Source organism: Streptomyces bungoensis (genome assembly GCF_001514215.1).
Taxonomy (GTDB): Bacteria; Actinomycetota; Actinomycetes; order Streptomycetales; family Streptomycetaceae; genus Streptomyces; species Streptomyces bungoensis.
On record NZ_KQ948855.1, the window covers coordinates 38,076 to 60,974 of the forward strand.

Annotated in this window: 21 protein-coding genes; 11 read left to right on the forward strand and 10 right to left on the reverse strand. The window is 72.0% G+C overall.

Annotated features, from left to right (window positions below; all coding sequences use genetic code 11):
- The first annotated feature begins 38 nt into the window (after positions 1 to 38).
- A complete protein-coding gene (locus tag AQJ66_RS12655) occupies positions 39 to 3,242 on the forward strand; it encodes a tetratricopeptide repeat protein (protein ID WP_061920291.1) in 3,204 nt (1,067 codons plus the stop codon).
- 11 nt (positions 3,243 to 3,253) lie between these two features.
- Here AQJ66_RS12655 and AQJ66_RS12660 read toward each other — a convergent pair whose 3' ends face one another.
- Complete coding sequence (locus AQJ66_RS12660; RefSeq protein ID WP_079060202.1) at positions 3,254 to 3,517, reverse strand: hypothetical protein; 264 nt, start codon at positions 3,515 to 3,517, stop codon at positions 3,254 to 3,256.
- Positions 3,510 to 4,391, reverse strand: a complete 882-nt coding sequence (gene mca / locus AQJ66_RS12665) for a mycothiol conjugate amidase Mca (RefSeq protein ID WP_061920294.1) — start codon at positions 4,389 to 4,391, stop codon at positions 3,510 to 3,512. Before mca ends, AQJ66_RS12660 begins: the two co-directional genes overlap by 8 nt.
- Before the next feature lie 156 nt (positions 4,392 to 4,547).
- On the opposite strand from mca, the gene AQJ66_RS12670 reads away from it, so the two are divergent.
- A complete protein-coding gene (locus AQJ66_RS12670) occupies positions 4,548 to 4,946 on the forward strand; it encodes a DUF4307 domain-containing protein (protein ID WP_061920297.1) in 399 nt (132 codons plus the stop codon).
- A 172-nt stretch (positions 4,947 to 5,118) separates the two neighbouring features.
- Complete coding sequence (greA, locus tag AQJ66_RS12675) at positions 5,119 to 5,619, forward strand: transcription elongation factor GreA (protein WP_061920299.1); 501 nt, start codon at positions 5,119 to 5,121, stop codon at positions 5,617 to 5,619.
- Between the two features lie 91 nt (positions 5,620 to 5,710).
- On the opposite strand, the gene AQJ66_RS12680 is transcribed toward greA, so the two are convergent.
- The 3 genes from AQJ66_RS12680 to ilvA form a co-directional block, all read right to left on the reverse strand.
- Complete coding sequence (locus AQJ66_RS12680) at positions 5,711 to 6,577, reverse strand: ABC transporter permease (protein ID WP_061920301.1); 867 nt, start codon at positions 6,575 to 6,577, stop codon at positions 5,711 to 5,713.
- Positions 6,574 to 7,566, reverse strand: a complete 993-nt coding sequence (locus AQJ66_RS12685; RefSeq protein WP_061920303.1) for an ATP-binding cassette domain-containing protein — start codon at positions 7,564 to 7,566, stop codon at positions 6,574 to 6,576. The genes AQJ66_RS12680 and AQJ66_RS12685 overlap by 4 nt, the downstream gene beginning before the upstream one ends.
- A 185-nt stretch (positions 7,567 to 7,751) precedes the next feature.
- Positions 7,752 to 8,981 (reverse strand): threonine ammonia-lyase, encoded by a 1,230-nt coding sequence (gene ilvA, locus AQJ66_RS12690; RefSeq protein WP_061920305.1) that lies wholly within the window; start codon positions 8,979 to 8,981, stop codon positions 7,752 to 7,754.
- 161 nt (positions 8,982 to 9,142) lie between these two features.
- Between ilvA and AQJ66_RS12695 the strand changes: the two genes are divergently transcribed.
- The 3 genes from AQJ66_RS12695 to AQJ66_RS12705 all read left to right on the forward strand — a co-directional run bounded on the left by AQJ66_RS12695 (position 9,143) and on the right by AQJ66_RS12705 (position 10,562).
- The gene (locus tag AQJ66_RS12695; RefSeq protein WP_208611362.1) at positions 9,143 to 9,652 is read left to right on the forward strand and encodes a MarR family winged helix-turn-helix transcriptional regulator; all 510 of its coding nucleotides are present in this window, start codon (positions 9,143 to 9,145) and stop codon (positions 9,650 to 9,652) included.
- Positions 9,653 to 9,784: 132 nt separating this feature from the next.
- Entirely contained in the window at positions 9,785 to 10,288 is a 504-nt protein-coding gene (locus AQJ66_RS12700; RefSeq protein WP_061920308.1) for a sigma factor-like helix-turn-helix DNA-binding protein, read from the forward strand.
- Positions 10,289 to 10,313: 25 nt separating this feature from the next.
- Entirely contained in the window at positions 10,314 to 10,562 is a 249-nt protein-coding gene (locus tag AQJ66_RS12705; protein ID WP_061920310.1) for a hypothetical protein, read from the forward strand.
- Between the two features lie 6 nt (positions 10,563 to 10,568).
- Here AQJ66_RS12705 and AQJ66_RS12710 read toward each other — a convergent pair whose 3' ends face one another.
- The gene (locus AQJ66_RS12710; protein ID WP_061920871.1) at positions 10,569 to 11,729 is read right to left on the reverse strand and encodes a cystathionine gamma-synthase; all 1,161 of its coding nucleotides are present in this window, start codon (positions 11,727 to 11,729) and stop codon (positions 10,569 to 10,571) included.
- Between the two features lie 141 nt (positions 11,730 to 11,870).
- Here AQJ66_RS12710 and AQJ66_RS12715 point away from each other — a divergent pair, with 141 nt between their 5' ends.
- On the forward strand, positions 11,871 to 12,989 hold the full coding sequence (locus tag AQJ66_RS12715; protein ID WP_061920312.1) for a hypothetical protein: 1,119 nt from the start codon (positions 11,871 to 11,873) through the stop codon (positions 12,987 to 12,989).
- 129 nt (positions 12,990 to 13,118) lie between these two features.
- Positions 13,119 to 13,862 carry a type 1 glutamine amidotransferase family protein gene (locus AQJ66_RS12720; RefSeq protein WP_061920314.1) on the forward strand — a complete coding sequence of 248 codons (744 nt, stop codon included), beginning with the start codon at positions 13,119 to 13,121 and terminating at the stop codon, positions 13,860 to 13,862.
- A 71-nt stretch (positions 13,863 to 13,933) separates the two neighbouring features.
- Here the strand turns inward: AQJ66_RS12720 and AQJ66_RS12725 are convergent, their stop codons facing one another.
- The gene (locus AQJ66_RS12725) at positions 13,934 to 14,977 is read right to left on the reverse strand and encodes an NAD(P)-dependent alcohol dehydrogenase (RefSeq protein WP_061920315.1); all 1,044 of its coding nucleotides are present in this window, start codon (positions 14,975 to 14,977) and stop codon (positions 13,934 to 13,936) included.
- Positions 14,978 to 15,149: 172 nt separating this feature from the next.
- Between AQJ66_RS12725 and AQJ66_RS12730 the strand changes: the two genes are divergently transcribed.
- Positions 15,150 to 16,052 (forward strand): helix-turn-helix domain-containing protein, encoded by a 903-nt coding sequence (locus tag AQJ66_RS12730; RefSeq protein WP_061920317.1) that lies wholly within the window; start codon positions 15,150 to 15,152, stop codon positions 16,050 to 16,052.
- An 81-nt stretch (positions 16,053 to 16,133) separates the two neighbouring features.
- Here the strand turns inward: AQJ66_RS12730 and AQJ66_RS12735 are convergent, their stop codons facing one another.
- The 3 genes from AQJ66_RS12735 to AQJ66_RS12745 form a co-directional block, all read right to left on the reverse strand.
- Positions 16,134 to 19,373 (reverse strand): S8 family peptidase, encoded by a 3,240-nt coding sequence (locus tag AQJ66_RS12735; protein ID WP_061920319.1) that lies wholly within the window; start codon positions 19,371 to 19,373, stop codon positions 16,134 to 16,136.
- Between the two features lie 388 nt (positions 19,374 to 19,761).
- Positions 19,762 to 21,009, reverse strand: a complete 1,248-nt coding sequence (locus AQJ66_RS12740; RefSeq protein ID WP_061920873.1) for a L,D-transpeptidase — start codon at positions 21,007 to 21,009, stop codon at positions 19,762 to 19,764.
- Between the two features lie 221 nt (positions 21,010 to 21,230).
- The gene (locus tag AQJ66_RS12745) at positions 21,231 to 21,575 is read right to left on the reverse strand and encodes a hypothetical protein (protein WP_061920321.1); all 345 of its coding nucleotides are present in this window, start codon (positions 21,573 to 21,575) and stop codon (positions 21,231 to 21,233) included.
- A 109-nt stretch (positions 21,576 to 21,684) separates the two neighbouring features.
- Between AQJ66_RS12745 and AQJ66_RS12750 the strand changes: the two genes are divergently transcribed.
- Both AQJ66_RS12750 and AQJ66_RS12755 read left to right on the forward strand, forming a co-directional pair.
- Positions 21,685 to 22,020, forward strand: coding sequence for an LPXTG cell wall anchor domain-containing protein (locus AQJ66_RS12750; RefSeq protein WP_061920323.1), 336 nt, complete (start codon positions 21,685 to 21,687; stop codon positions 22,018 to 22,020).
- 42 nt (positions 22,021 to 22,062) lie between these two features.
- Complete coding sequence (locus AQJ66_RS12755; RefSeq protein ID WP_244162811.1) at positions 22,063 to 22,857, forward strand: hypothetical protein; 795 nt, start codon at positions 22,063 to 22,065, stop codon at positions 22,855 to 22,857.
- The last annotated feature ends 42 nt before the right edge of the window (positions 22,858 to 22,899 follow it).

The window sequence follows — 22,899 nt, forward strand, 5'->3', positions numbered from 1 at the left end:
TCGGGGGCAGGAGAGTTGACGCCGGAGGGGGACGGGACATGCGGGACGGCCATCGGGCGGAGGCCGAGCGGCTGCTGGTGCGGGCCGTGGAGGAGGAGGTACGGCGCTCCGGCGGCCGGACCGACGGTCAGGTGCTGCTGACGCGGGCACGGGACGCGCTGGACTCCATGGCGCGGACGGCCGCCGAGGAGTACGAGGCCTACACCCGGGCGCTCGACGAGAGCGAGGCCGGCCGCGTCACCTTCGGCCAGCGCTACGCCCGCGCGGGCGCCGGTACGGCGTTGCTGGTGGCCGCCGTCGCCGCGGCGGCCGCCGCCGTCGCCGACCTGTCCCTGGGCACCGGTCCCGGTACGGCCGTCGGCGCGGGCCTCACCGCCGCGGTGGCCGGCGCCGCCGCCACGGTCGTGAAGGTGGCCGGCTCCCACCTGCCCGCCGCCCACCACCGCGCGGGCGCGGCCGGCCAGCCCGGCGGCCCGGAGCAGCTGCGGCTGCAGTGGCTGACCGCGCTGGAGGTGCGCGGCGTCCGCCCCTTCTTCGACCAGCAGCGGGTGCTCAGCGCCTCCACCGGCCCGAAGAAGACGGCCGGCCCGGCGCTGCGCGGCGCGGACAAGAGCGCGGCGGCCCGCAGGCGCACGATGCTGGAGCAGTCGTTCGGCCAGCTCCCCGAGCCGGACGGCCCGTTCGCGGGGCGCCGTCAGGAGCTGGCGCGGATCCGCCAGTGGGCGCAGGCGGCCCGGGCGGCCACGGAGACCCGGCCGACGGTGGTCGTGCTGCACGGGGAGCCCGGCTCGGGCCGGACGGCTCTCGCGGTCCGCGCGGCGCACGACCTGAGGGACCACTTCCGCGGCGCGGTCGTGGTGGACCTGCGCGGCGGCAGCCGGGAGGAGCCGCCCCTGACCACCCGGGACGCCCTGCTGCACCTGCTCAACCGGCTCGGCGCGCCCCGCGAGCAGCTGCTGTTCCGCGAGCGGTCCTCCCCCGACCAGCAGGTCAAGCGGCTCGGCGAGCTGTACCACCGGCACCTGGCCGGGCTGCCGGTGACGATCGTGCTGGACGACGCCCCGGACCCCGAGCAGGTGCGCGCCCTGGTGCCGGAGCGCTCCGACAGCCTGGTGCTGGTCACCACCCGCGACCCGCTCGCGCTGCCCGCGGACCTCGCCGCCTGGGTGCACCACCTGCCCGTCGCGCCCCTCGACGCGGCGGGCGCCGAGGAACTGCTGGGCACGGCCGCCCAGGACGCCTCGGCGCCGTACGACGCCGAGTCCGCCGACCGGGTCCGGGAGCTGTGCGGCGGGCTGCCGCTGGCGCTGCGCGTGGCGGGCTCCGCGCTGGGCCCGCGCTCGGCCCGGCAGCTGGCCGCGGACCTCGCCGCGTACGGCCCGGTGGAGCCGGTCGAGCGCGCCCTGTGGCTGCGCTACAGCGACCAGCCGGAGACCACGCGCCGCCTGCTGCGCCGGCTCGCGCTGGCCGGCCGGGCCTCCCTGGGCGGGGCGGCGGCCGCCGCCCTGCTCGGCACGGACGAGGCGGAGGCCACCCGGCAGCTGACCGCGCTCGCCGGGGCCGGTCTGCTCGACCACGTCCGCGGCAGCCGCTACCGGCTGCACGACCTGGTGCGCTCCTTCGCCCAGGCCCGGCTGCTGGACGAGGAGGACCCGGCCGAGCGGACGGCCGCGCAGGAGCGGCTGATCGTCAACTACGCGGAGCTGGCCGACTCGGTGCTGCGGCTGGTCGACGGCAACATGTCGACCCGCTCGGACCGGTTCGGCCCGCACGGCTTCACCTCGCTGGACGAGGCGCTGCGCTGGCTGGACGACGAGTCGAGCTTCATCACGGCCACCCTGCGCCACGCCGAGGGGGTGGACCAGTCGGCCGTGCTGAACCTGCTCGGCGCCCTGTGCGACTACTGCCTGCTGCGCGGCGACCTCTACCGTCTCGGCGAGATCAGCGAGCTGGCCCAGGCCGTGGACCAGGGGCTGCTGGTGCGCTCCGTGCAGTGGCGCACCGGCATCGCGGCGCGCCAGCTCGGCGAGCTGGACAAGGCGCGCGCCACGCTCACCTCCGTGGTCGACCTGTACCGGGAGGCCCACCACGACGCCGGTGCCGCCCGCGCCCTGACCTCGCTGGGGATCACCCTGCACCACCAGGGCAACCTCACCGAGGCCGCGGCCCGGCTCCAGGAGTCCCTGGACCTGCAGGCCGCGCCGGAGCTGGCCACCGACCGCGCCTGGACGATGCACGCGCTGGCGGCGGTGCAGCGCGACCGGGCCCGCCTGGCGGAGGCCCTCGACCTGCTCACCCGCTCCCTGGTCCTGCACCGCGAGGGCGGCTCGGTGCACGGTGAGGCCTGGGCGCACTTCCAGCTCGGCCAGCTGGCGCTGCGCATGGGGGACGTCCCGCGCGCGGAGACGGAACTGGCGGCCGCCCTGGAGCGGTACGGCCGCACCCGCGACGCCCGCGGGGAGGCCTGGGCGCTGACCCAGCTGGCGCGGGCGCGGCTGGTCGACGGCGACGCCCTGCCGGCCGTGGAGGGCCTGCGCCGGGCGGCGGCCCGGCATGTGGAGAACGAGGACGCGCGCGGCGAGGCGTGGACGCTGTACTACCTCGGGCAGGCGCTGGAGGAGACCGGCGAGCTGGACCGGGCGGTGCGGGAGCTGGAGCGCTCGCGGCAGATGTTCTCCCGGATGCGGGACGTGTACGGTCTCGCCTGCGCCCGGCACCACTCGGCCCGGGTCACCCGCGACCAGCGGGCCGCGCAGACCGGGTCGCTGCGCAACTCCGGCTTCGCCCGCCAGCTGCTGGTCGACGCCCGCGCAGACTTCCAGCGCATCGGTGTCGCCCACGGCGAGGCGTGGACCTGCCTGGAGCTGGCGGTGGTGGACGCGGGCAACGCCCGGTTCCCGCAGGCGCTGGGCCTGTGCGACGAGGCGCTCGCCCTCTTCACGTCCTACGGCGACCGCCGCGGCGAGGACTGGGCCCGCTTCCTGCGCTGCACCCTGCTGCCGTACGCGGCGCCGGGCGGGGTGGAGGTGGGCACCGCGGTCGCCCAGGAGGAACTGGCCCGGCTGGCCGGGGCCGGCCATCCGCTGCGCGACGAGAAGCTCGACGACTGCGTCCCGGCCTACGCCCTGCTGCTGGAGCGCGGCGTCGAGCTGGAGGCGGGGTGGCAGGCCTGGCGGCTGCGCATGACGCCGGACCGCCACGCCCGGGAGGTGATGGGAGTGGCGGTGCCGGCACGGGACTGAGACCGCCGGGGTCAGCCCCGGGAAGCCCCGGAGTCGGTCTTCTGCCCGGCGTTCTCCCCGGCCTTCTGCTCCGCCGCGGGGTCCGGGGCCTCCTTGAAGTCGACCTTCTGCATGTGCTTGCTCATCGACTTCATCAGGCCCCACACCGCCAGGGCCATCACCGCGAAGACGATGAAGCCGAGGACGCCGGGGGTGACCTTGTTCTGGTCGACCTCCTTGGCGAGGGGGGCGAGGTGCGTCACTGCCAGACTCAGGCTTGCGCTCATGTCAGACATTGTCCCGGATGCCCGCGAAGAGGTCGTCCTCGGGGAGGGAGGTGTCGACGAGGGACTTCGCCAGCTCGTACTCCTCCGTCGGCCAGACCTCCTTCTGCAGGTCCATCGGCACCTTGAACCAGCCGCCGTCGGGGTCGATCTGGGTGGCATGGGCGATCAGGGCCTTGTCCCGGATCTCGAAGAAGTCCGCGCACGGCACGTGCGTGGTCAGCGTGCGCTCCTTACGCTCGAACTCCTTCCACCGCTTGAGCCAGTCCCCGTAGGGCGACTCCAGGCCGCGGGCGAGCATCGCGTGGTGCAGGGCCTCGGTGCGGGGGCGGTTGAAGCCCTGGTTGTAGTACAGCTTCAGCGGCTGGTACGCGGGGCCGAACTCCGCCTCCGGGTACTTCTCGGTGTCCGCCGCGCCCTCGAACGCCACCATGGAGATCTTGTGGGTCATGATGTGGTCGGGGTGCGGGTAGCCGCCGTTCTCGTCGTAGGTGGTGATCACCTGCGGGCGGAAGGAGCGGATCTGCCGCACCAGCTCGCCGGCCGCCTTGTCGACGTCCTCCAGGGCGAAGCAGCCCTCCGGCAGCGGCGGCAGCGGGTCGCCCTCGGGCAGGCCGGAGTCGACGAAGCCGAGCCACTCCTGCCGGACGCCGAGGATCTCCCGGGCCTCGTCCATCTCCTTCTTGCGCACCTCGTGGATGTGCTCCTCGATGTACGCGTCGCCCTGGAGCTTGGGGTTGAGGATGGAGCCGCGCTCTCCGCCGGTGCAGGTCACCACCAGCACCTCCACCCCCTCGGACACGTACTTCGCCATGGTGGCCGCGCCCTTGCTCGACTCGTCGTCGGGGTGCGCGTGGACGGCCATCAGTCGCAGCTGGTCAGTCAAGACTCATTCCTCGTCGGTCGGCGCCCCGTGTCTTCGGGTGCGGTTCACAGGTGTCGTCCCGCAGGGACGTCGTTGAGGGGCGGTGGTCGGGCGGCGGGCGGGCGGCTTCTATAGTGACGGACTTGGGGGGCTGAAAATTCCGCGGGAAGGACGATCATGGGTACGGCGAGCACGCGGCTGCCCGAGGGCCGCTACGGTCGCTCCTCGGACGAGCGTGCCGACCGCAAGCTCAAGATCGCCGGAACGGTGCTCGGCGCGGTCCTGCTGGCGCTGGTCGGCTACTTCGCCTACCACTACGTCGCGCAGAACGAGATCAGCGCCCAGGTGATCACCTTCCAGGCGTCCGACGACGCGGTCAGGGTGCACCTGGAGGTCCACAAGGACTCCGGCGTCTCCGGCTACTGCACGCTGCGCTCCCAGTCGGCGGACGGCGCCGAGGTGGGCCGGGCGGACTTCCGCTTCACCGGGCCGGCCTCGAGCATCGACAAGGTCGTCACCCTGCGGACGACGGCCAAGGGCACCACGGCGGAGCTGCTCGGCTGCCACGCCGGCTGATCGCCGGCCCGGAAACCGCATGCCGCGACCTGCGCCGATGTAATTCTGGTGGCTTATGTCCTCCCCTTGAGGGCATCGAATTGTTAGGCTCGTGGTTTCGCCCATCCAAGAGGGAACATTCTTCTGGGTAGGGCGATGCTTTTGTATTCCCAGTACCGACGAGGAGCACCCTGTGACCCAGACCAGCGAGAACGTCACCTGGCTGACCCAGGAGGCGTACAACAAGCTCAAGGACGAGCTTGAGTACCTTACTGGTCCTGCGCGCACGGAGATCGCCGCCAAGATCGCGGCCGCGCGCGAGGAGGGCGACCTGCGTGAGAACGGCGGATACCACGCGGCCAAGGAGGAGCAGGGCAAGCAGGAGCTGCGGGTGCGGCAGCTGACCCAGCTCCTGGAGAACGCCCAGGTGGGCGAGGCCCCGGTCTCCGCGGACGGTGCCGTCGCCCCGGGCATGGTCGTCACGATCGCCTTCGACGGTGACGAGGACGACACCATGACGTTCCTGCTCGCCTCCCGCGAGTACGCCAGCGCCGACGTCGAGACGTACTCGCCGCAGTCCCCGCTGGGCACCGGCGTGATCGGCCACAAGGTCGGCGAGGACGTGGAGTACGAGCTGCCCAACGGAAAGAAGGCCTCGGTGCGGATCCTGAAGGCCGAGCCGTACTCGGGCTGACCGCGCCGCCCCGTCCCCTTCGAAGCCCCCGGTGTCCGCGTGATCCACGCGGACACCGGGGGCTTCGTCATGCCGTCACCGCGTCACGCCGTCACGCCGTGGCCGAGCGGTACTTGCGGACCGCGAGGGTGCGGAAGACCAGGATGATCGCGACCGACCAGATCAGCGAGGCCCACACGGGGTGCTGCATGGGCCAGGCGTCGGACGCCTGGAAGCCCGGGGGGAGGTTGCCGAACAGCTCGCGGCACGCCTGCACGGTGGCGCTGAAGGGGTTCCACTCCGCGATGTGCTGCAGGAAGGCCGGCATCTTGTCCGCGTCCACGAACGCGTTCGAGATGAACGTCAGCGGAAACAGCCAGATCAGCCCGCCCGAAGTCGCCGCTTCGGGGGTGCGCACGGACAGGCCGATGAGCGCGCCGATCCACGAGAACGCGTACCCGAGCAGCAGGAGCAGGGCGAATCCGGCGAGCACCTTGCCGGCGTTCTCGTGCGTGCGCCAGCCGACCAGCACGGCGACGACCGCGAGGACGAGCAGGGTCAGCGCCGTCTGGACCAGGTCGGCGAGGGTGCGCCCGGTGAGGACCGCGCCGCGCGCCATGGGCAGGGAGCGGAAGCGGTCGATGAGGCCCTTGTGCATGTCGTCGGCGATGCCCGCGCCCGCGCCCGCCGTGGCGAAGGTGACGGTCTGGGCGAAGATGCCGGCCATCAGGAACTCGCGGTAGGCCTGCGTGGAACTCGACGAGCCCACCTGGATGGAGCCGCCGAACACGTAGGTGAACAGCACCACGAACATGATCGGCTGGATCAGCCCGAAGATGAGCATCTCCGGGATCCGGCGCATCCGGATCAGGTTCCGGCGGGCGATGACCAGGGAGTCGGCCACGGCGCGGCCGACGGGATTGCCGGGCGCCGCGGCCTGCGCGGTGCCGGCCTGTGCGGTGTCGCTGACGGCGCTCATTTCACGGCCTCCTTGCCGTTCTTCCGGACGGCCTGCCCGCCGGTCTCCGTCTCGGCGGCGTGTCCGGTCAGGGACAGGAAGACGTCGTCGAGGGTGGGGCGGCGCAGTCCGATGTCGTCCATCTCGATGCCCCGGGAATCCAGCTCCCGGATGACCTCGGCGAGCAGCTTGGCGCCGCCGGTGACGGGGACGGTGAGCTTGCGGGTGTGCTCCTCGACCGTGGTCTCGCCCTTGCCGAAGCCGCGCAGCACCTCGGCGGCGTCCCGGATGTGGTCGCGCTCGTGCACGACGACCTCGACGCGCTCGCCGCCGGTGCGGGCCTTGAGCTGGTCGGAGGTGCCCTTGGCGATGACGCGGCCGTGGTCGACGACCGCGATCTCGTGGGCGAGGTGGTCGGCCTCCTCCAGGTACTGCGTGGTGAGCAGCAGGGTGGTGCCACCGGACACGAGCTGCTTGATGACCTCCCACAGCTGCTGGCGGTTGCGCGGGTCGAGGCCGGTGGTCGGTTCGTCCATGAACATGACGGGCGGCGAGACCACGAGAGCGGCGGCGAGGTCGAGCCGGCGGCGCATGCCGCCGGAGTAGGTCTTGGCGGGGCGGTCGGCGGCGTCGGCGAGGTGGAACTGCTCGAGCAGTTCGGTCGCGCGCCGCTTGGCCGCCTTGGCCCTCATCTGGTAGAGCTGCCCGACCATCTGGAGGTTCTCCCGGCCGGTCAGGTACTCGTCGACCGCCGCGAACTGGCCGGACAGGCCGATGGAGCGGCGCACGGTGTCGGGGTGCTCGAGCACGTCCACGCCCGCGACGACCGCCCGGCCGCTGTCGGGTCGCAGGAGGGTGGTCAGGCAGCGGACCGTCGTCGTCTTGCCGGCGCCGTTCGGCCCGAGCAGGCCGAGGACGGTGCCCTCGGGGACATCGAGGTCGACGCCGTCCAACGCCCTTACGTCGCCGAAGGTCTTCACCAGGCCTTCGGCATAGATGGCGCCTGGCATAGGGGTCTCCACGTCGTTGGGGATGTGTCGGAAAGGCAAAAGGCTAGGCAGGCCCGCCGGATTCCGCCCGTGGTTTTCCGGCGCCCGCACGACACACCATAACGCGATGTATCGCGTCTCTCAACGGGTTTCACCGATCCGGGTGACAAGGTTGCGGCAGGGGTCTTCCCTCCCGGCCGGCGGCCTCAGTCGATGACCGTGTAGCCCGCCTCGCGCAGGGCCTGGCCGACCTCGACGCAGTGCACCGGCCCCTTCGTCTCCAGGTGCAGCTCCACCTCGGCCTCCGTGAGCCCGAGCCGGGGGTCGGTCCGTACGTGGCTCACGTCGAGGACGTTGGCGTCGACCACGGACAGCACGCCGAGGAGCGTGGCGAGCGCGCCCGGCCGGTCGGTCAGCCGCAGCCGCACGGCCAGGTAGCGGCCCTGCGCGGCCATGCCGTGCCGCAGCACCCGCTGCAGCAGCACCGGGTCGACGTTGCCGCCGGACAGCACCGCGACGACCGGCCCGGGGAAGGCGCCGGGATCGCCGAGCAGGGCGGCGACCGGGCTCGCCCCGGCCGGTTCCACGACCAGCTTGGCCCGCTCCAGGCACAGCAGCAGCGCGGCCGACAGCTGGCTCTCGCTGACCGTGCGCACCTCGTCCACCAGGGCGTCGACGATCTCGAACGGCACGACGCCGGGCCGTCCCACCTTGATGCCGTCGGCCATGGTCGCCGGGTTCTCCACCGTCACCGGGTGCCCGGCGGCGAGCGAGGGCGGGTAGGCCGCCGCGCCCTCCGCCTGCACGCCGACGACGCGGACCTCCGGCCGCAGCGCCTTCACCGCCACCGCGATGCCGGCCGCGAGCCCGCCGCCGCCGATGCCGACGACGATCGTGCGCACCTCGGGGCACTGCTCCAGGATCTCCAGGCCGACCGTGCCCTGACCGGCGATGACGTCCGGGTGGTCGAAGGGGTGGATGAACACCGCGCCGGTCCGGGCCGCGTACTCCTGCGCGGCGGCCAGCGTCTCGTCGACCACCTGGCCGTGCAGGCGCACCTCGGCGCCGTAGTCCCGGGTCGCGCTGATCTTCGGCAGCGGTGCGCCCTTCGGCATGAACACCGTCGCGTGCACCCCGAGCAGCGCGGAGGCCAGCGCCACGCCCTGCGCGTGGTTGCCGGCGCTCGCGGCCACCACCCCGGCGGCCCGCTCCTCCGGCAGCAGCCCGGCGATCCGGACGTACGCGCCACGCAGCTTGAACGAACCCGTGCGCTGCAGGTTCTCGCACTTCAGCAGCACCGGTGCGCCGCTCAGCTGGGACAGGTGCCGGCTGCCCTCCATCGCGGTCACCCGGGCCACGCCCGAGAGCATCTTCTGGGCTCCGCGCACATCGTCGAGGGTGACGGAGCGCAAGGAGTCAGCCGTGCGGTAGCTCATGACGCAAGTCTCGCAGTTCACGGTCGCGTACGACGGGTGTGACCAACCTCCAAGACGGGATTGCGCAGCGCCGGTACGGCCAGACCCCGGGCCGCGTACCCTGTCCCCCAACCAGCAGCCCTTCATGAAGCGAGCCTCCGGCCATGCCCACAACACCTGAAATGTCGATGGACATGACGACCGTCGGTGACGACACCGGTCTCCTCGACGTCCTGCAGCACGAGGTGGCGGTGTTCGCCCGCCGTGCCGAACAGACCCGGCTCGGCGGCGTCGGGCAGGTGCGCAACTCCATGGACCGCGCCGCCTACCTGCTGCTGAACCGCCTCGACATGGAAGGCCCGATGGGCGTCAAGGCGCTCGCCGCGAGCATGGGGATCGACTCCTCCACGGTCACCCGGCAGGTGGCTCCCCTGGTCGACACCGGGCTGGTCAAGCGCACCTCGCACCCGGAGGACGGGCGGGCCGTGGTGCTGCAGCTGTCCCCGCGCGGTGCCGCGCGGCTGGAGGAGGTGCGCTCCTCCCGGCGTCAGCTGATGGCCGAGCTGACCCACGACTGGGCGCCGAAGGAGCGCGAGCAGTTCTGCGCGCTGCTGACGCGCTTCAACGGCGCGCTCTCCGCGCGGATGTCGGTCCCGGGGGCACCGGCGGCGGACCAGCAGCCCGCCGGCTGAGGCCCGCGCCGCACGGGTGGGGTCCCGGGTCTTGACCCGGAGGCCGCCGCTGGCCTCATATGAGACCGGGTCCTGCGTGGTGCGCGACGCAGCCGTCGCGTACCGGACAGGACCACCGCAGGGGGAGGTGCGGTGCGTGATCGGCAGGCATCCCGCGAAGCCCGCCGGGCCCGGGAGTTCGAGGCGTTCGTCGCGGGCGCGGCAGGGCGGCTGCTGCATGCCGCCACGCTGCTCACGGCGGAGGCGCCGGACGACAACCCGCGCGCGCGGCGCCTGCTGACCCCGGCGCTCGCCCACACCTACGCCCGCTGGGACCGGCTGCACGGCGAGGACCCCTACGACTGCGCCCGCCAGTACCTCGCCACGCGCTTCGCGCGCGAGGCCTGGCACCACTACGGCGGTTTCGCCCAGAGCCGCCCGCATCCGCGCAGCCCGCTGGCCGAGCTGGCCCCGCGGGAGCGGCTGATCCTGGTGCTGCGGATGTACGAGGGTGTCGCCGAGGAGCAGACGGCGGCCCTGCTCGGCCTGCCCGTGGAGCGGGTGCACAGCATCTGCGACCGGGCGGCGGCCACCGTGCTGCACCCGACCCGGACGCCGGTCCCGGGCGCGGCCGGCGCGAAGGCGGTCCCGTCGTGAGGCGGCGGCCGGACGGGAGGCGCCGGTGAACCGGCCGCAGCGGGAGGCCGCCGTGCGGCGGATCCTGGAGCGGACACAGCCTCCGGTGCCACCGGAGCTGTGGGGCGAGGCCGTCCGCCGCGGCGACCGCCTGCTGCGCCGGCGGCGGCTGGTGCACCGCGTGCTGTGGCTGCTGCTGTGCGCCGCCGTGGTGGCGTTCGGCGTGTGGGCGGCCGGCGCGCACCCGTGGGTGGAGCCGCCGTCGCAGACGACTCCACCGGTCACCGGCTGGTGACGGGCGCTACTTGGCGCCCAGGGCCTGCTGCAGGTCCTCCAGCAGGTCGTCGACGTTCTCGATGCCGACGGACAGGCGCACCAGGTCGGCGGGCACCTCGAGGGCGGAGCCGGCCGCCGAGGCGTGCGTCATCCGGCCGGGGTGCTCGATGAGGGACTCCACGCCGCCCAGGGACTCGCCGAGGGTGAAGACCCGGGCGCGGTTGCACACCTCGACGGCGGCCTCCTCGCCGCCCTCGACCCGGAAGGACACCATGCCGCCGAACGCCCTCATCTGCTTGGCGGCGACCTCGTGGCCGGGGTGCTCGGGCAGCCCCGGGTAGAGCACGCCGGTCACGCGCGGGTGCCGGCTGAGCATGTCGGCGATCTTCGTGGCGTTCTCGCTGTGCCGGTCCATGCGCACCGCGAGGGTCTTGGTGCCGCGCAGCACCAGCCAGGAGTCGAAGGGGCCGGCGACGGCGCCCATCGCGTTCTGGTGGTAGGCCAGCTCCTCGCCCAGCGTCTGGTCGGAGACGATCAGCGCGCCGCCGACGACGTCCGAGTGACCGCCCATGTACTTGGTCAGGGAGTGCACGACGACGTCCGCCCCGAGCGACAGCGGCTGCTGGAGGTAGGGCGTGGCGAAGGTGTTGTCGACGACGAGCCGGGCGCCCGCGTCGTGGGCGACCTGGGCGACGGCGGCGATGTCGGTGATGCCGAGCAGCGGGTTGGAGGGGGTCTCCACCCAGACCGCCTTGGTCCGCGGGGTGATCGCGGCCCGTACGGCGGCCGGGTCGCTGGTGTCGGCGACGGACCACTCCACGCCCCACCGGGTGGCGACCTTGGCGAACAGCCGGAAGGTGCCGCCGTAGGCGTCGTTCGGGATCACGACGTGGTCGCCGGGGGTGAGCAGCGTGCGCAGGAGGGTGTCCTCGGCCGCGAGGCCGGACGCGAACGCCAGGCCGCGGCGTCCGCCCTCCAGTGCGGCGAGGTTCTCCTCCAGGGCAGTCCGGGTCGGGTTGGCGCTGCGGCTGTACTCGTAGCCGCCGCGCAGGCCGCCGACGCCGTCCTGCTTGTAGGTCGAGACCTGGTAGATCGGCGGGACGACCGCGCCGGTGAGGGGATCCGCGGTGTTGCCCGCGTGGATCGCGAGGGTCTCGAAGTGCTGACTGATGTGCCTGTCGCTCATGTGCACCGAGCGTAGTGCGCCCGGCCGCCAGGTGGCGTCCGGCGGGCTCGCGGGCGGTTCCCGGCGCGGCCAGGCGGAGGTTTTCCACAGGCCGGGCGGCGAGGTTGGCCAACTGTCGGCGGTGTCTGGTTCGCTTGGTGCATGGCGATTCTCTGGCTGCTCATGGCGCTGGTAATGCTGAGCATGGTGCTGGTCCCGGTCCTGCGGCGCAGGCGGGGCGCGGTCGGGCTGGTCCCGCCGGGCCACCCGGACGCGGCCGACCCCGCGGCGTACGGGTTCGTGCGCCAGGAGGAGCTGGACGTGCGCATGCCCGGACCCGACCAGGACCTGCTGGACGTCCTGGACCTGGTGCAGCGCACCCAGGACTACCGGGCGGCCGCCCAGCTGCTGGCCGGCACGGAGGCCGAGGGCGAGGTGCGCTGGCAGCGTGTGCAGGCGTTCGCCGGGGCGGCGGCGCTGGAGCTGGGGCAGCGGCCGGGCGGGGTGCACGAGACGCCGGGCGCGCAGTGGCTGCGGGTGTGGCGGGCCGAGCGTCCCAAGGACGCGGGGGCCGCGGCCGTGCACGCCGAGTTCCTGGTTCAGCAGGCCTGGCGGACGTCGACGCCGGGCACGGACGAGTTCCGGATCATCATGGAGGAGGCCCGGCGGGCCTGCGGGGAGGCGGCGCTGCTGGCCCCCGGCGACCCGGTGCCGTACATCGTGGAGCTGTCCGCCGCGCGGGGTCTGGCCTGTTCGCAGCCGGAGTTCGAGAAGCTGTGGATGAACGTCCTGGACCGGGCGCCCCACCACATGGGGGCCCATCTGGCCGCGCTGCACTACTGGTGCGAGAAGTGGCACGGCTCACGCGAGCAGGCGTACGCCTTCGCCGAGGCGGCCGCGGCCCGCGCCCCCGAGGGCTCGCTGCTCGCCGCGCTGCCGCTGTTCGCGGTCTTCGAGCACCTGCCCGAGGTGAACCTGGTCCGCGGCTTCTACCGCAGCGAGGTCGTCACCAGGGCGATGCACGGCGCGCTGCACGCGGTGCACGCGGCGGCCCCGGACGACCCGGTGCTCGCCCACGTCCGCCACCTCCTGGTCTTCTTCCTGGTCCGCGCCGAGCGCTGGGCCGAGGCCATGGACCAGCTGATACACGTCGACGGCCACGTCGGGGCGCTGCCCTGGTCGCTGTCCGACGACCCGGCCGCCGACTTCGCCCTCTACCGCGCCCTGGCGGTGGCCGGCTACGAGGCCAACGGAGGCAGCCCGGCGACCCTGCCCGGCTGAGCCGCTCACCGGACGGCGGGAGGCGGGGCGCGTCCGTCCGCCGGGTAATCGGCGCGACGGTGCCCGCCCCCTGCCCGTAGATTCACCCCTCGCGCGTCTCGCGCGCCCAAGGGGAGGGATGGAAACCGGATGAGCAGTCGTACGTTCCTGGTGGGGGGCGGGTGGGACGCCCCGGAGGTGTACGAGCCGTTTCTGCGGGTGGCGCGCGGACGGAGCGGGGGTGTGCCGCGGGTCGGGTGTGTGATCGTCGACGAGGGTGACGGGCCGGCGCAGTTCGAGCGGTACGCGGAGGCGCTGCGGAAGTCCGGGGTGGAGTGCGCGCCGGTGGCGCTGCTGGTGCCGCTGGGCGGACGGTTCGAGCCGGAGGCCGCGCTGGAGGGGCTGGACGGGCTGCTGGTGTGCGGCGGGCTGACGCCCGCCTACCAGGAGGCGTTCGCCGGGTGCGTGGACCGGCTGGCGGGGCTGCTGGCCGGCCGCGGGGTGCCGTACGCGGGCTTCTCCGCGGGTGCCGCCGTCGCCGCGCGGCGGGCCGTGGTCGGCGGGTGGCTGCTGGACGGGGTGCCGGTGTGCTCCGAGGACACCGCGGAGGACCTGGAGGAGATCGAGGTGCGGCCGGGCCTGGGGCTCGTGCCGTTCGCGGTGGACGTGCACGCCGCGCAGTGGGGCACCCTGGCGCGTCTGGTGGCGGCGGTGGAGCAGGGCCGGGCGCCCTGCGGTGTCGCCGTCGACGAGAACACCGTGGTGGAGGTCCGCGACGGCGGGGGCCGGGTGGCCGGGCGCGGGCGGGTGCACGTCGTACGGCCCGGCGGAAACGACGGCGGGGGTGTGGCCGTGCGGTCCTACCGCGCCGGGGAGTCGTTCGACCTCGCCTGAAGCGGGCGAGACAGGCGGCCGCCCGCCGGCCCGGTGGGCCGGCGGGCGGTCGCCGCTCGGGTGGTGGCCGGTCAGATGGTGGCCGTGTCGATGACGAAGCGGTAGCGGACGTCGCTGGCCTGGACGCGGTCGTACGCCTCGTTGACCTGGTCGGCGCGGATCACCTCGATCTCCGCGCCCAGCCCGTGCTCGGCGCAGAAGTCCAGCATCTCCTGGGTCTCGGCGATGCCGCCGATGCCGGAGCTGCTCAGGCTGCGGCGGTTGCCGAACAGCGACTGAAGGACGATCTGCACCGGCTCCTCGGGGAGGCCGACGTTCACCATGGCGCCGTCCGTGCGCAGCAGCGACAGGTAGGCGGCGAAGTCGAGCGGGGCCGAGACGGTGTTCAGGATGAGGTCGAAGGTGCCCGCCAGCTTCTCGAAGGTCTCCGGGTCGCCGGTGGCGTAGTAGTGGTCGGCGCCGAGCCGCAGGCCGTCGTCCTTCTTGCGCAGGGACTGCGACAGGACGGTGACCTCGGCGCCCAGCGCGTGCGCGATCTTGACGCCCATGTGGCCGAGGCCGCCGAGGCCGACGACGGCGACCCGCTTGCCGGGGCCGGTGTTCCAGTGCTTGAGCGGGGAGTACGTGGTGATGCCCGCGCACAGCAGCGGCGCGGCCACGTCCAGCGCGAGCCCGTCGGGGATGCGGACGACGTAGTTCTCGTCGACGACTATCTTCTCGGAGTAGCCGCCGTAGGTCGGCTCGCCGTCCTTGCCGGTGTCGTTGTAGGTCCAGGTGGGGCCGCCGTTCAGGCAGTACTGCTCCAGACCGGCCCGGCAGTTGTCGCATTCGCGGCAGGAGTCCACCATGCACCCGACGCCGACGCGGTCGCCGAGGGCGAACCGGGTGACACCGGAGCCGACCTCGGAGACGACGCCCGCGATCTCGTGGCCGGGCACCATCGGGAAGGTGCCGGGGCGCCAGCCGTCCTGGGCCTGGTGGATGTCGGAGTGGCAGATACCGGCGAACTTGATGTCGATCAGGACGTCGAATTCACCGACCGCGCGCCGCTCGATGGTGGTCCGCTCCAGCGGGGCCTTCGGGGCAGGCGCGGCGTACGCAGCAACAGTGGTCATGCCGAGGGTTCTCCTAGCGGGGGGTGGTGTGCCCGGCTGCCTTTCGTCCGGGTACGCGTTCCACCTTTGCGCATGCCCCGTCCGCCACCCAGTGCACGCCTTTGCGTACGCCCACCGTGCGTACCACTGGCGGGGTCAGGTTCCGGTGCGTACGACCACGGATACTGGACGCATGGACGAACAGCCCGATGCCGCGGTGACGGCCGGCCGGCCCCTGGACCGGCGGGCCGAGCTGAGCGAGTTCCTGCGCAGCCGGCGGGCCCGGCTGAAGCCGGAGGACGTGGGCCTGCCCGACTTCGGGCGGCACCGCCGGGTGCCGGGGCTGCGCCGCGAGGAGCTGGCGCAGCTGGCCGGGGTGTCGGTGGCGTACTACACGCGCCTGGAGCAGGGCAACGGGCGGAACGTCTCGGCGGAGGTGCTGGGCTCCATCGCCCGGGCGCTGCGGCTGACCGACGCGGAGCACGCCCACCTGACCCACCTGGCGAAGCCGAAGGCGCACAAGAAGAAGCCGGTGGCCCGGCAGCAGCACGTGCGGGCGACGCTGCGGCAGCTGCTGGACGCGATGGACGCGGTGCCGGCGTACGTCGTGGGCCGGCGCTCGGAGATCCTCGCCTGGAACCGGATGGCGGCCGCGGTCTTCGGCGACTGGTCGGTGCTGCCGGCGGCCGAGCGCAACTGGGCGCGGCTGGTCTTCCTGCGGCCCGAGTACCGCGACCTGTTCGTCGACTGGGAGCAGAAGGCGATCGACATCGTCTGCGGGCTGCGCATGGACGCGGGCTGCCACCCGGACGATCCGCGGCTGTCCGCCCTCGTCGGTGAGCTCTCCGTCAAGAGCGAGGAGTTCCGCCGGCTGTGGGCCACGCACGACGTCAAGGAGCAGAACCACGGCGTCAAGCGCCTGCACCACCCGCTGGTCGGCGACCTGTCCCTGAACTTCGAGGGCTTCCGGGTCACGGGTGACACCGACCAGGCCCTGGTGACCTACCACGCGGAGCCGGGCTCCCCGTCCGCCGAGTCCCTCCGCCTGCTGGCCAGCTGGGGCACGGACGCGACACGGGCGGTGCCGACGGCCTGATCCGGCGGCCCCGCGCACGCGAAGGGCACCCGGAGACCGTTCTCCGGGTGCCCTCCTCCGTGACTACGTGCGGCTACCGGCTCACTTGCCGAAGTAGGCGTCGTAGATCGTGATCGTCGACGTGTTGCCCTTCTTGTCGGTGATCTTGGCACGGAACGACAGGGACTTGTTCTTCGCCGGGTTCTTCACGGTGATCTTGCCGCTGCGGACGGTGACCTTCTTGAAGGTCTTGCCGTCGTAGGAGACGTACACCGCGAGGGACTTCAGGTTGCGGCCCGCCGCCGCGCCCTCGACGGTGACCGGGAAGGTCGTCTTCCTGCCCGCCTCGACGCGGCTGTCCAGCCCGGTCGTGGCGCCGAAGTGCAGGGCCGACACGGGGAGCGTGGCGGTGCCGCCCGACGGCTTCTTGGAGCGGAAGGTCCAGCTCGCGTCGATCCGGGAGGAGGCCTTGGAGACCGTGGCCGACCGCCGGACCGAGGTGGTCAGCCTGTAGGCGGCGTCACCGGCCGGGACCTTGAAGGCCTCGCCGAACAGCGGGTCGTCGTTGGAGCCGACCTTGGTGCCGTCGCGGTACAGGGTCGTGGTGACCTTGGAGAACAGCGACGAGCCCGCGTGCTTGGCGCCGTCGGCGAACAGCGGCAGGAATCCGTAGATGTCGTTGCCGTCCCGGAATACGCCGTAGTCGGCGTTCAGGTGCGGGCCGAAGACCGCGGTGTTGAAGGTCTTCGTGTAGGACTTGCCGGCCTTGAAGGACAGGTTGCCGGCGCTGTAGCCCGCCTCCGCGATCGGGAAGCCGTCCTGGTCGACCCCGCCGTCCTGCTCGAAGTCCAGCTCCCACTTCACGCCGCCGGTGGCGGACAGGTGCAGGGTGCGGGTGCCGGGCAGCTTCTGCGGGATGCCGATGGACGAGGAGCCGGAGGCGCCGGGCAGCCAGCCGGCCGCGCTGACGGAGCCCTTCTTGCCGCTCGCGGCGGCACCGAGCCGGGCCTTGACCGTGGCCAGCTCGCTCGCCTTGTAGTGCTTGGTGTAGCCGGTGGCGAGCTTCTTCACCGGGCCGCCGGAGGTGACGTCGTACTCCTCGGTCGCGCCCTTGGACCAGTGGCCGTCCCACTGCTGGGTCAGCGTGCCGGACGGCAGCTCCGGGCCGAGGTGGGCGGTGCGGAAGTTCTTGTACGACTCCAGGAACCAGCCGTAGCCGTACTCGCCGTCGCCGATCGTCACGTCGAAGCCCGGGGAGGCGAACTCGGACCTGGTGTGCGAGGCCGGGACGGTGATGTCCACCGGCTTGGCCTTGCGCGCGTCGATCGTGATCGTCTGCTTCTTGGCGACGGTCAGCTTCGGCTGGGCGATCCAGTCGATGCCCTTGGCGGCGTCGTTCGGGTTCACCGAGACCGAGGTGTTGAGGATGTACGTGCCCTTCGGCGCGCGCACCTTCACCGTGCCCGACTTGTCGTACGGGTTCATCCACTGGCCGTTGGCCAGACCGGCCACGCCGGTCAGGTCGGCGTCGTAGTACGGGGCCGGCTTGCCGTCGCGGCCGATGAACTTGAGCGTGACGTCGTACGACTCCACCTCGCGCTGCACCGCGGCGGCCGTGCGGACGGTCTGCCCGTCGCCGGTCGCGGTCACGTAGGAGGAGTAGGCGCCGTCGAGGGTGCCGCCCAGCTTGGTGTCGACGGTGAGGTCGACGGAGGCCGTGCCGTGCGCCGGGACGGTCACCGAGGTCGCGCCGAGCGTGAAGAAGCCCGCCGGAGCCGCCTGGCCCTTGGGGTCGGTGGCGGTGCTGGACAGGGCGAGCGTGACGTCCTTGTCGCCGAGGTTGCGGTACGTCAGCTTCTTGGTGACCGGCTTGTCGTCCGTGTGCGGCCACTGCTGGGTGCCGAAGCTGAGCGAGACCGGCTCGGCGACCACGGACTGCTTGATGGCCTTGTCGACCGCGATGCGGCCCGAACCCTGCTGGAACGGCGTGTACTTGCCGCCCTTGGCGGAGCCGGTGAGCGCGCCCTTCAGCTCGGCGTAGCCCCAGTCGGGGTGCTCCTGCTTCAGGATCGCGGCGGCGCCCGCGACGTGCGGGGTGGCCATCGAGGTGCCGGAGATGGTCAGGTAGCCCTCGGGCTTCTCGCCGACCTCCTGGTCGATGACGCTGCCCTTGGCCGCGGCGGCGGTGATGTCGACGCCGGGCGCGGTGACGTCCGGCTTGATGGCGCCGTCGCCGACGCGCGGGCCGGTGGAGGAGAAGTCCGCCAGCTTGTCCTTCTTGTCGACGGCGCCGACGGTGAGCGCGGCGTCCGCGCTGCCCGGCGAACCGATCGACTGGGGGCCGTCGTTGCCCGCGGCGATCGCGAACAGCACGCCCTTCTCGGCGGAGAGCTTGTTGACCTCGGCCTCGAGCGGGTCGACCTCGGGCGTGTCGTACCCGCCGAGGCTCAGGTTGATGACGGAGGCGCCCTGGGCGGCCGCCCACTCCATGCCGGCGAGGATGCCGGAGTCGTCGCCGGAGCCGGTGTCGTCGAGCACCTTGCCGTTGAGGATCTTGGCGTCCGGTGCGACGCCCTTGTACTTGCCGCCCGACTTGGCGCCGGTGCCCGCCACGATGGAGGCGACGTGCGTGCCGTGGCCGAAGTGGTCGGTGGCGTCGGCGGCGGAGGTGAAGTTCTTGGCCGCGATCACCTGGTCCTTCAGGTCCGGGTGGGTGGCGTCCACGCCGGTGTCCAGGACGGCGACCTTCACGCCCTTGCCGGTGTAGCCGGCGGCCCAGGCGACCGGGGCGCCGATCTGCGGCACGGACTTGTCGAGGGCGGCCTTGCGGACGCCGTCGAGCCAGACGTGCGCGATGCCGGAGGCGGCCTGGTCGCCGTTGGTGACGGCGTCCCACAGCCGGGTCGTGTCCTTGGCCGGGGTCTGCACGGCGTCGGCGTTCAGCGCCTTGAGGCTGCGGCGCAGCAGGCCCGCGTCCCGGACGTCGGCCTTCGTGGCCGCGGCGGCGCCGCTGTAGCCGACGATGACCTTCAGGCCGTTCTTCTGGGCCCTGCGGGTGGCCGCCTTGTTGAGTTCGGTGACGTCGAAGAGGCGCTGGTCCAGCTTGCCGGTGGCGACCAGTCGGGCAGCGTCGGCCGGGACGACCAGCGTGTGCCCGGCGGTCTTTCGGACCTGGAACGGTATGTGCTCGCGTCCCTTGGCCCGCTGCAGGCCGACGACGCGGCCCTTGGCGTCGAGGGCGACCCGGTCGCCGGTGATCAGGGTGACGTGGTGCTTGGCGGTGAGCGAGGAGGCAGCCGCCGGGACGCCGTGCCCGGGCTTCGCCGACGCGGGGCTGGTCATACCCGCTGCGAGGGCGACGGCTGCGGCGACGGCGACGGTGGCCGCAGCTCCTCTTTTCACTTGTCTGCGCAAGTTCTCCCCCTGGAGACGAGGTACCGGGCGAATTCCCCATTCACCCGACCGGGGGGAGTCTCGTACACATGAACGTCAACCCCCCGGATCACGCAGTATGCCGGGGGTGATCAGGCGGCTCAAGGGATAAGAGGGAGGTGAGAAAGCGCTGACCGGAACTGTTACGTGCCGGGCGGGACACTGTTACAGGATCGGGAACTGTGGTGCGTGCGCGTCGGCTTGAAGCGTGAGAAGCCCGCGCCCGGACCCGGAAACACCGGTGCCGCCCCTGGGGGGCGGCACCGGCGATGCTGTGCGGAGACCGTCGGACGGGGTGTCAGACGGCCGAACCGGCCTTCCACTGGGCCCAGTCCATGTTCCAGCCGTTGAGGCCGTTGTCCGGGGCGACGGTCTTGTCGCCGGTGTTCTGCACGACGACGACGTCACCGATCAGCGAGTGGCTGTAGAACCACGCGGCCGGCGTGCTCGGGTCGCCCGCGCCCTTGACGTCCTGCAGGCCGACGCAGCCGTGGCTGGTGTTGGCGTTGCCGAACACCGACGGCCCGCCCCAGTAGTTGCCGTGGATGAAGGTGCCGGAGGTGGTCAGGCGCATGGCGTGCGGCACGTCCTTGATGTCGTACTCGCCCTTGCCGTCGCCGTCCTTGAAGCCGACCGTCGCGCCGTTCATGCGGGTCTGCTTGAACTTCTCCGAGATCACCATCTGGCCCTCGTAGGTGGTGTGCTCGGGGGCGCCGGCGGAGATCGGGATGGTCTTGACGACCTTGCCGTCCTGCGTGACCTTCATCTGCTTGGTCTTCGCGTCGACGTAGGAGACCTGGTTGCGGCCGATGTGGAAGGTGACCGTCTTCTGCTGGACGCCGGTGACGCCCGGCGCGCCCTCGACACCGTCGAGCGCGAGCTTCAGGGTGACGGTGGCGCCTTCCTTCCAGTACTGCTCCGGGCGGCAGTCCATGCGGTTGGCGTTGAACCAGTGGCAGGCGACCTCCTGGCCGCTGCTGGAGGTGACCGTGATGCCCTTCTGCACGGCCGCCTTGTTGGTGATCGCCTTGTCGAAGTTGATCGACACCGGCATGCCGACGCCGACGGTCGCGCCGTCGTCCGGGGTGAAGGTGCCTATGAAGCTGTTGGCCGGGGAGACCGTGGTGAAGGAGGCGTTCTCGTTGGCTATGCGGCCCTGGGAGTCCTTGGCCACCGCGGCGATCTTGTACGTGGTCGAGCGCTGCAGCGGGACGCTGGGCTTCCAGCTCTTGCGGTCGGGGGAGAGCTGACCGGCGACCGCGCTGCCGTCCTGCGTGGTCATCGTGACGCCGGTGAGCGTGCCCTTGGCGACCGTGACGGTGGCGGAGTTGTTGATCGAGGCGTTGTCGGCGCCGTCCTTGGGCGTGATCGTGATCTGCGCCTCGGAGGACTTCTTCGCCGCCGCCTCGTCGACCTTGGCCTGTGAGCTGTCGCCGGTGTCGGCGGCCTTGGCGTTGCCGCCGCCGGAACAACCGGTGAGTGCCAGTACCCCGCCGAGCAGTGCGGACGCGACCGTGAGGCCCTTGCGCCGCTTACTGTCCGTCATCACACGCTTCTCCATCATTGCCGAATTCGCGAACCCCGAAAGTCCCTGCGAGCCATCAACGCTACGGACGATCCATTCCGTTCCACATGGTGCGCATGTGTTAGGCGCACCACGTGCCCGCTCGGGGCGAGTGGTGCGGAAGCCGGTCCGTGCGTCCCCCTGGGACGGCGAAAACCCCGAACGGCGGTCGCCGTCCGGGGTGTTCGGGTGCCCCGGGACGCTCAGCCGATGCCGTCCTCTTCTTCGTCGCCGCCCCTATCATCCTCGTCCAGATCCCACTCGGGCGAGTCGGGGTCGTAGTCGACCCACTCGGTGGACCACGAGGCCTGCTGCAGCTCCACGCCGGGTACCTCGCTGACCAGGTCGAACGGGTCGACGAGGTGCGCGATGGCCTCCGCGGTGTCTTCCGTCACAGCGCTCTCGGCCTGACTGCGCTCGTCCTGCGGCAGCTCCGGATCGGCGGCGAGCCGGCGCAGCGCGGCCTTGGCCACCTCGTCTTCGTCCTGCACCTCGAGGACCAGCTCGACTCGAAGCCGTACAAACCGTGATGTCTCTTCTTCGCTCATGGCGGGAGAGTACGACTGAAACCTCCCGTGACTTTCCTGTGACCCGCAACTTTCACTAACATCGCCCCACACGGCCAATTCGCCAGCGTCACAAGGGGATCGATATTCCGTGTCATCCGCTCGCCGTCCGCTGCTGACCGCCACCGCCGCGGGGACGCTGTTGTGCGCCCTGTGGTTCGTCCCGTCCGCCAACGCGTCGCAGGACGGCCCGGCGAGAGCGACGGCGCAGGTGACCTCGGTCACCTCGACCACACAGGTCACACCGGCCACCCAGCAGGCCAGGGCGGTGTCCGGGGCCACGGCGACCGACGCCTCGGACAGCACGCGGCTCGCCGACACCGGCAGCTTCGACACCACGCCGTACGTGATCGCGGGCAGCGCGTTCCTCGCGATAGGTGCCGGTTTCGTGGTGTATTCGGTGCGCCGCGAGCGGCTCGGCCTTTAATCTCGCTTGACGATCTTTTGACGGTACACGCATAGTCCGTCCATGAAGAGATCATCGGGCGTGCGGCTGTGCGCCACCCTCGCCGTGAGCGCGCTGTCCCTCGCCCTCGTCACCGGCTGCTCCGACGGCGGGTCGAAGGACTCCCCGGAGGGCAAGGGGGCGGACGCGGCGAAGCCGGCCGCGAAGGCGCTGAGCGCCGCGGAGTTGAAGAGGCTGATTCTCGCCAAGGGCGACGTGACCGGGTACAAGGTCGAGCCGGTCGAGGGCGGCACGCCCGCCAAGAGCAAGGTCAAGGCGGCCGACGCCCAGTGCGACCCGCTGCTGCGCGTCATGACCGGCATCGCGCCGGGCACCCCGGCGGCGGAGACCAACCGCGCGGTCCAGGAGGTGAAGAAGGCCCCCACGGACAAGGCGACGTCCATGGACGACCTGGCCGACGGCAAGTTCGAGGACACGTTCAAGGACTCGATGGACATCGACACCACCATGGTCATCCTGTCCTCGTACGACGGGGACGGCGCGCGGCAGGCCCTGCGGTCGGTCTCCGACGCGATGAAGGCCTGCGCGGGCGGCTTCACGGGCGACCAGGCCGGCGACAAGGCCAAGTTCACCAGGGTCGCCGAGGAGCGGCCCGCGGACGCCGGCGACGAGTCGGTGGCCTTCATGGCGACCAGCGACATGGAGGACGGGGACACCGCACCGGTCCACGTGCAGGTGGTGCGGCACGGCAACAACGTCGCGTCCTACATGACCATCAACCTCGGCGCCATGATGACCGAGAAGGCCTACTCGGTGCCGGCCGCGGTGGTCAAGGCGCAGGCAGCCAAGCTGAAGTGACCGCGTGACAGAGAGGGCCCTGTGGTCGCACAGGGCCCTTTC

What these genes read in the sequence shown, in the direction of transcription:
- AQJ66_RS12655 (WP_061920291.1), top strand. Translation starts at nt 39, where the DNA reads ATGCGGGACGGCCATCGGGCGGAGGCCGAGCGGCTGCTGGTGCGGGCC.
- AQJ66_RS12660 (WP_079060202.1), bottom strand. Translation starts at nt 3,517, where the DNA reads ATGTCTGACATGAGCGCAAGCCTGAGTCTGGCAGTGACGCACCTCGCC.
- AQJ66_RS12670 (WP_061920297.1), top strand. Translation starts at nt 4,548, where the DNA reads ATGGGTACGGCGAGCACGCGGCTGCCCGAGGGCCGCTACGGTCGCTCC.
- AQJ66_RS12680 (WP_061920301.1), bottom strand. Translation starts at nt 6,577, where the DNA reads ATGAGCGCCGTCAGCGACACCGCACAGGCCGGCACCGCGCAGGCCGCG.
- AQJ66_RS12685 (WP_061920303.1), bottom strand. Translation starts at nt 7,566, where the DNA reads ATGCCAGGCGCCATCTATGCCGAAGGCCTGGTGAAGACCTTCGGCGAC.
- ilvA (WP_061920305.1), bottom strand. Translation starts at nt 8,981, where the DNA reads ATGAGCTACCGCACGGCTGACTCCTTGCGCTCCGTCACCCTCGACGAT.
- AQJ66_RS12695 (WP_208611362.1), top strand. Translation starts at nt 9,143, where the DNA reads ATGTCGATGGACATGACGACCGTCGGTGACGACACCGGTCTCCTCGAC.
- AQJ66_RS12710 (WP_061920871.1), bottom strand. Translation starts at nt 11,729, where the DNA reads ATGAGCGACAGGCACATCAGTCAGCACTTCGAGACCCTCGCGATCCAC.
- AQJ66_RS12715 (WP_061920312.1), top strand. Translation starts at nt 11,871, where the DNA reads ATGGCGATTCTCTGGCTGCTCATGGCGCTGGTAATGCTGAGCATGGTG.
- AQJ66_RS12720 (WP_061920314.1), top strand. Translation starts at nt 13,119, where the DNA reads ATGAGCAGTCGTACGTTCCTGGTGGGGGGCGGGTGGGACGCCCCGGAG.
- AQJ66_RS12725 (WP_061920315.1), bottom strand. Translation starts at nt 14,977, where the DNA reads ATGACCACTGTTGCTGCGTACGCCGCGCCTGCCCCGAAGGCCCCGCTG.
- AQJ66_RS12730 (WP_061920317.1), top strand. Translation starts at nt 15,150, where the DNA reads ATGGACGAACAGCCCGATGCCGCGGTGACGGCCGGCCGGCCCCTGGAC.
- AQJ66_RS12735 (WP_061920319.1), bottom strand. Translation starts at nt 19,373, where the DNA reads ATGACCAGCCCCGCGTCGGCGAAGCCCGGGCACGGCGTCCCGGCGGCT.
- AQJ66_RS12740 (WP_061920873.1), bottom strand. Translation starts at nt 21,009, where the DNA reads ATGACGGACAGTAAGCGGCGCAAGGGCCTCACGGTCGCGTCCGCACTG.
- AQJ66_RS12745 (WP_061920321.1), bottom strand. Translation starts at nt 21,575, where the DNA reads ATGAGCGAAGAAGAGACATCACGGTTTGTACGGCTTCGAGTCGAGCTG.
- AQJ66_RS12755 (WP_244162811.1), top strand. Translation starts at nt 22,063, where the DNA reads ATGAAGAGATCATCGGGCGTGCGGCTGTGCGCCACCCTCGCCGTGAGC.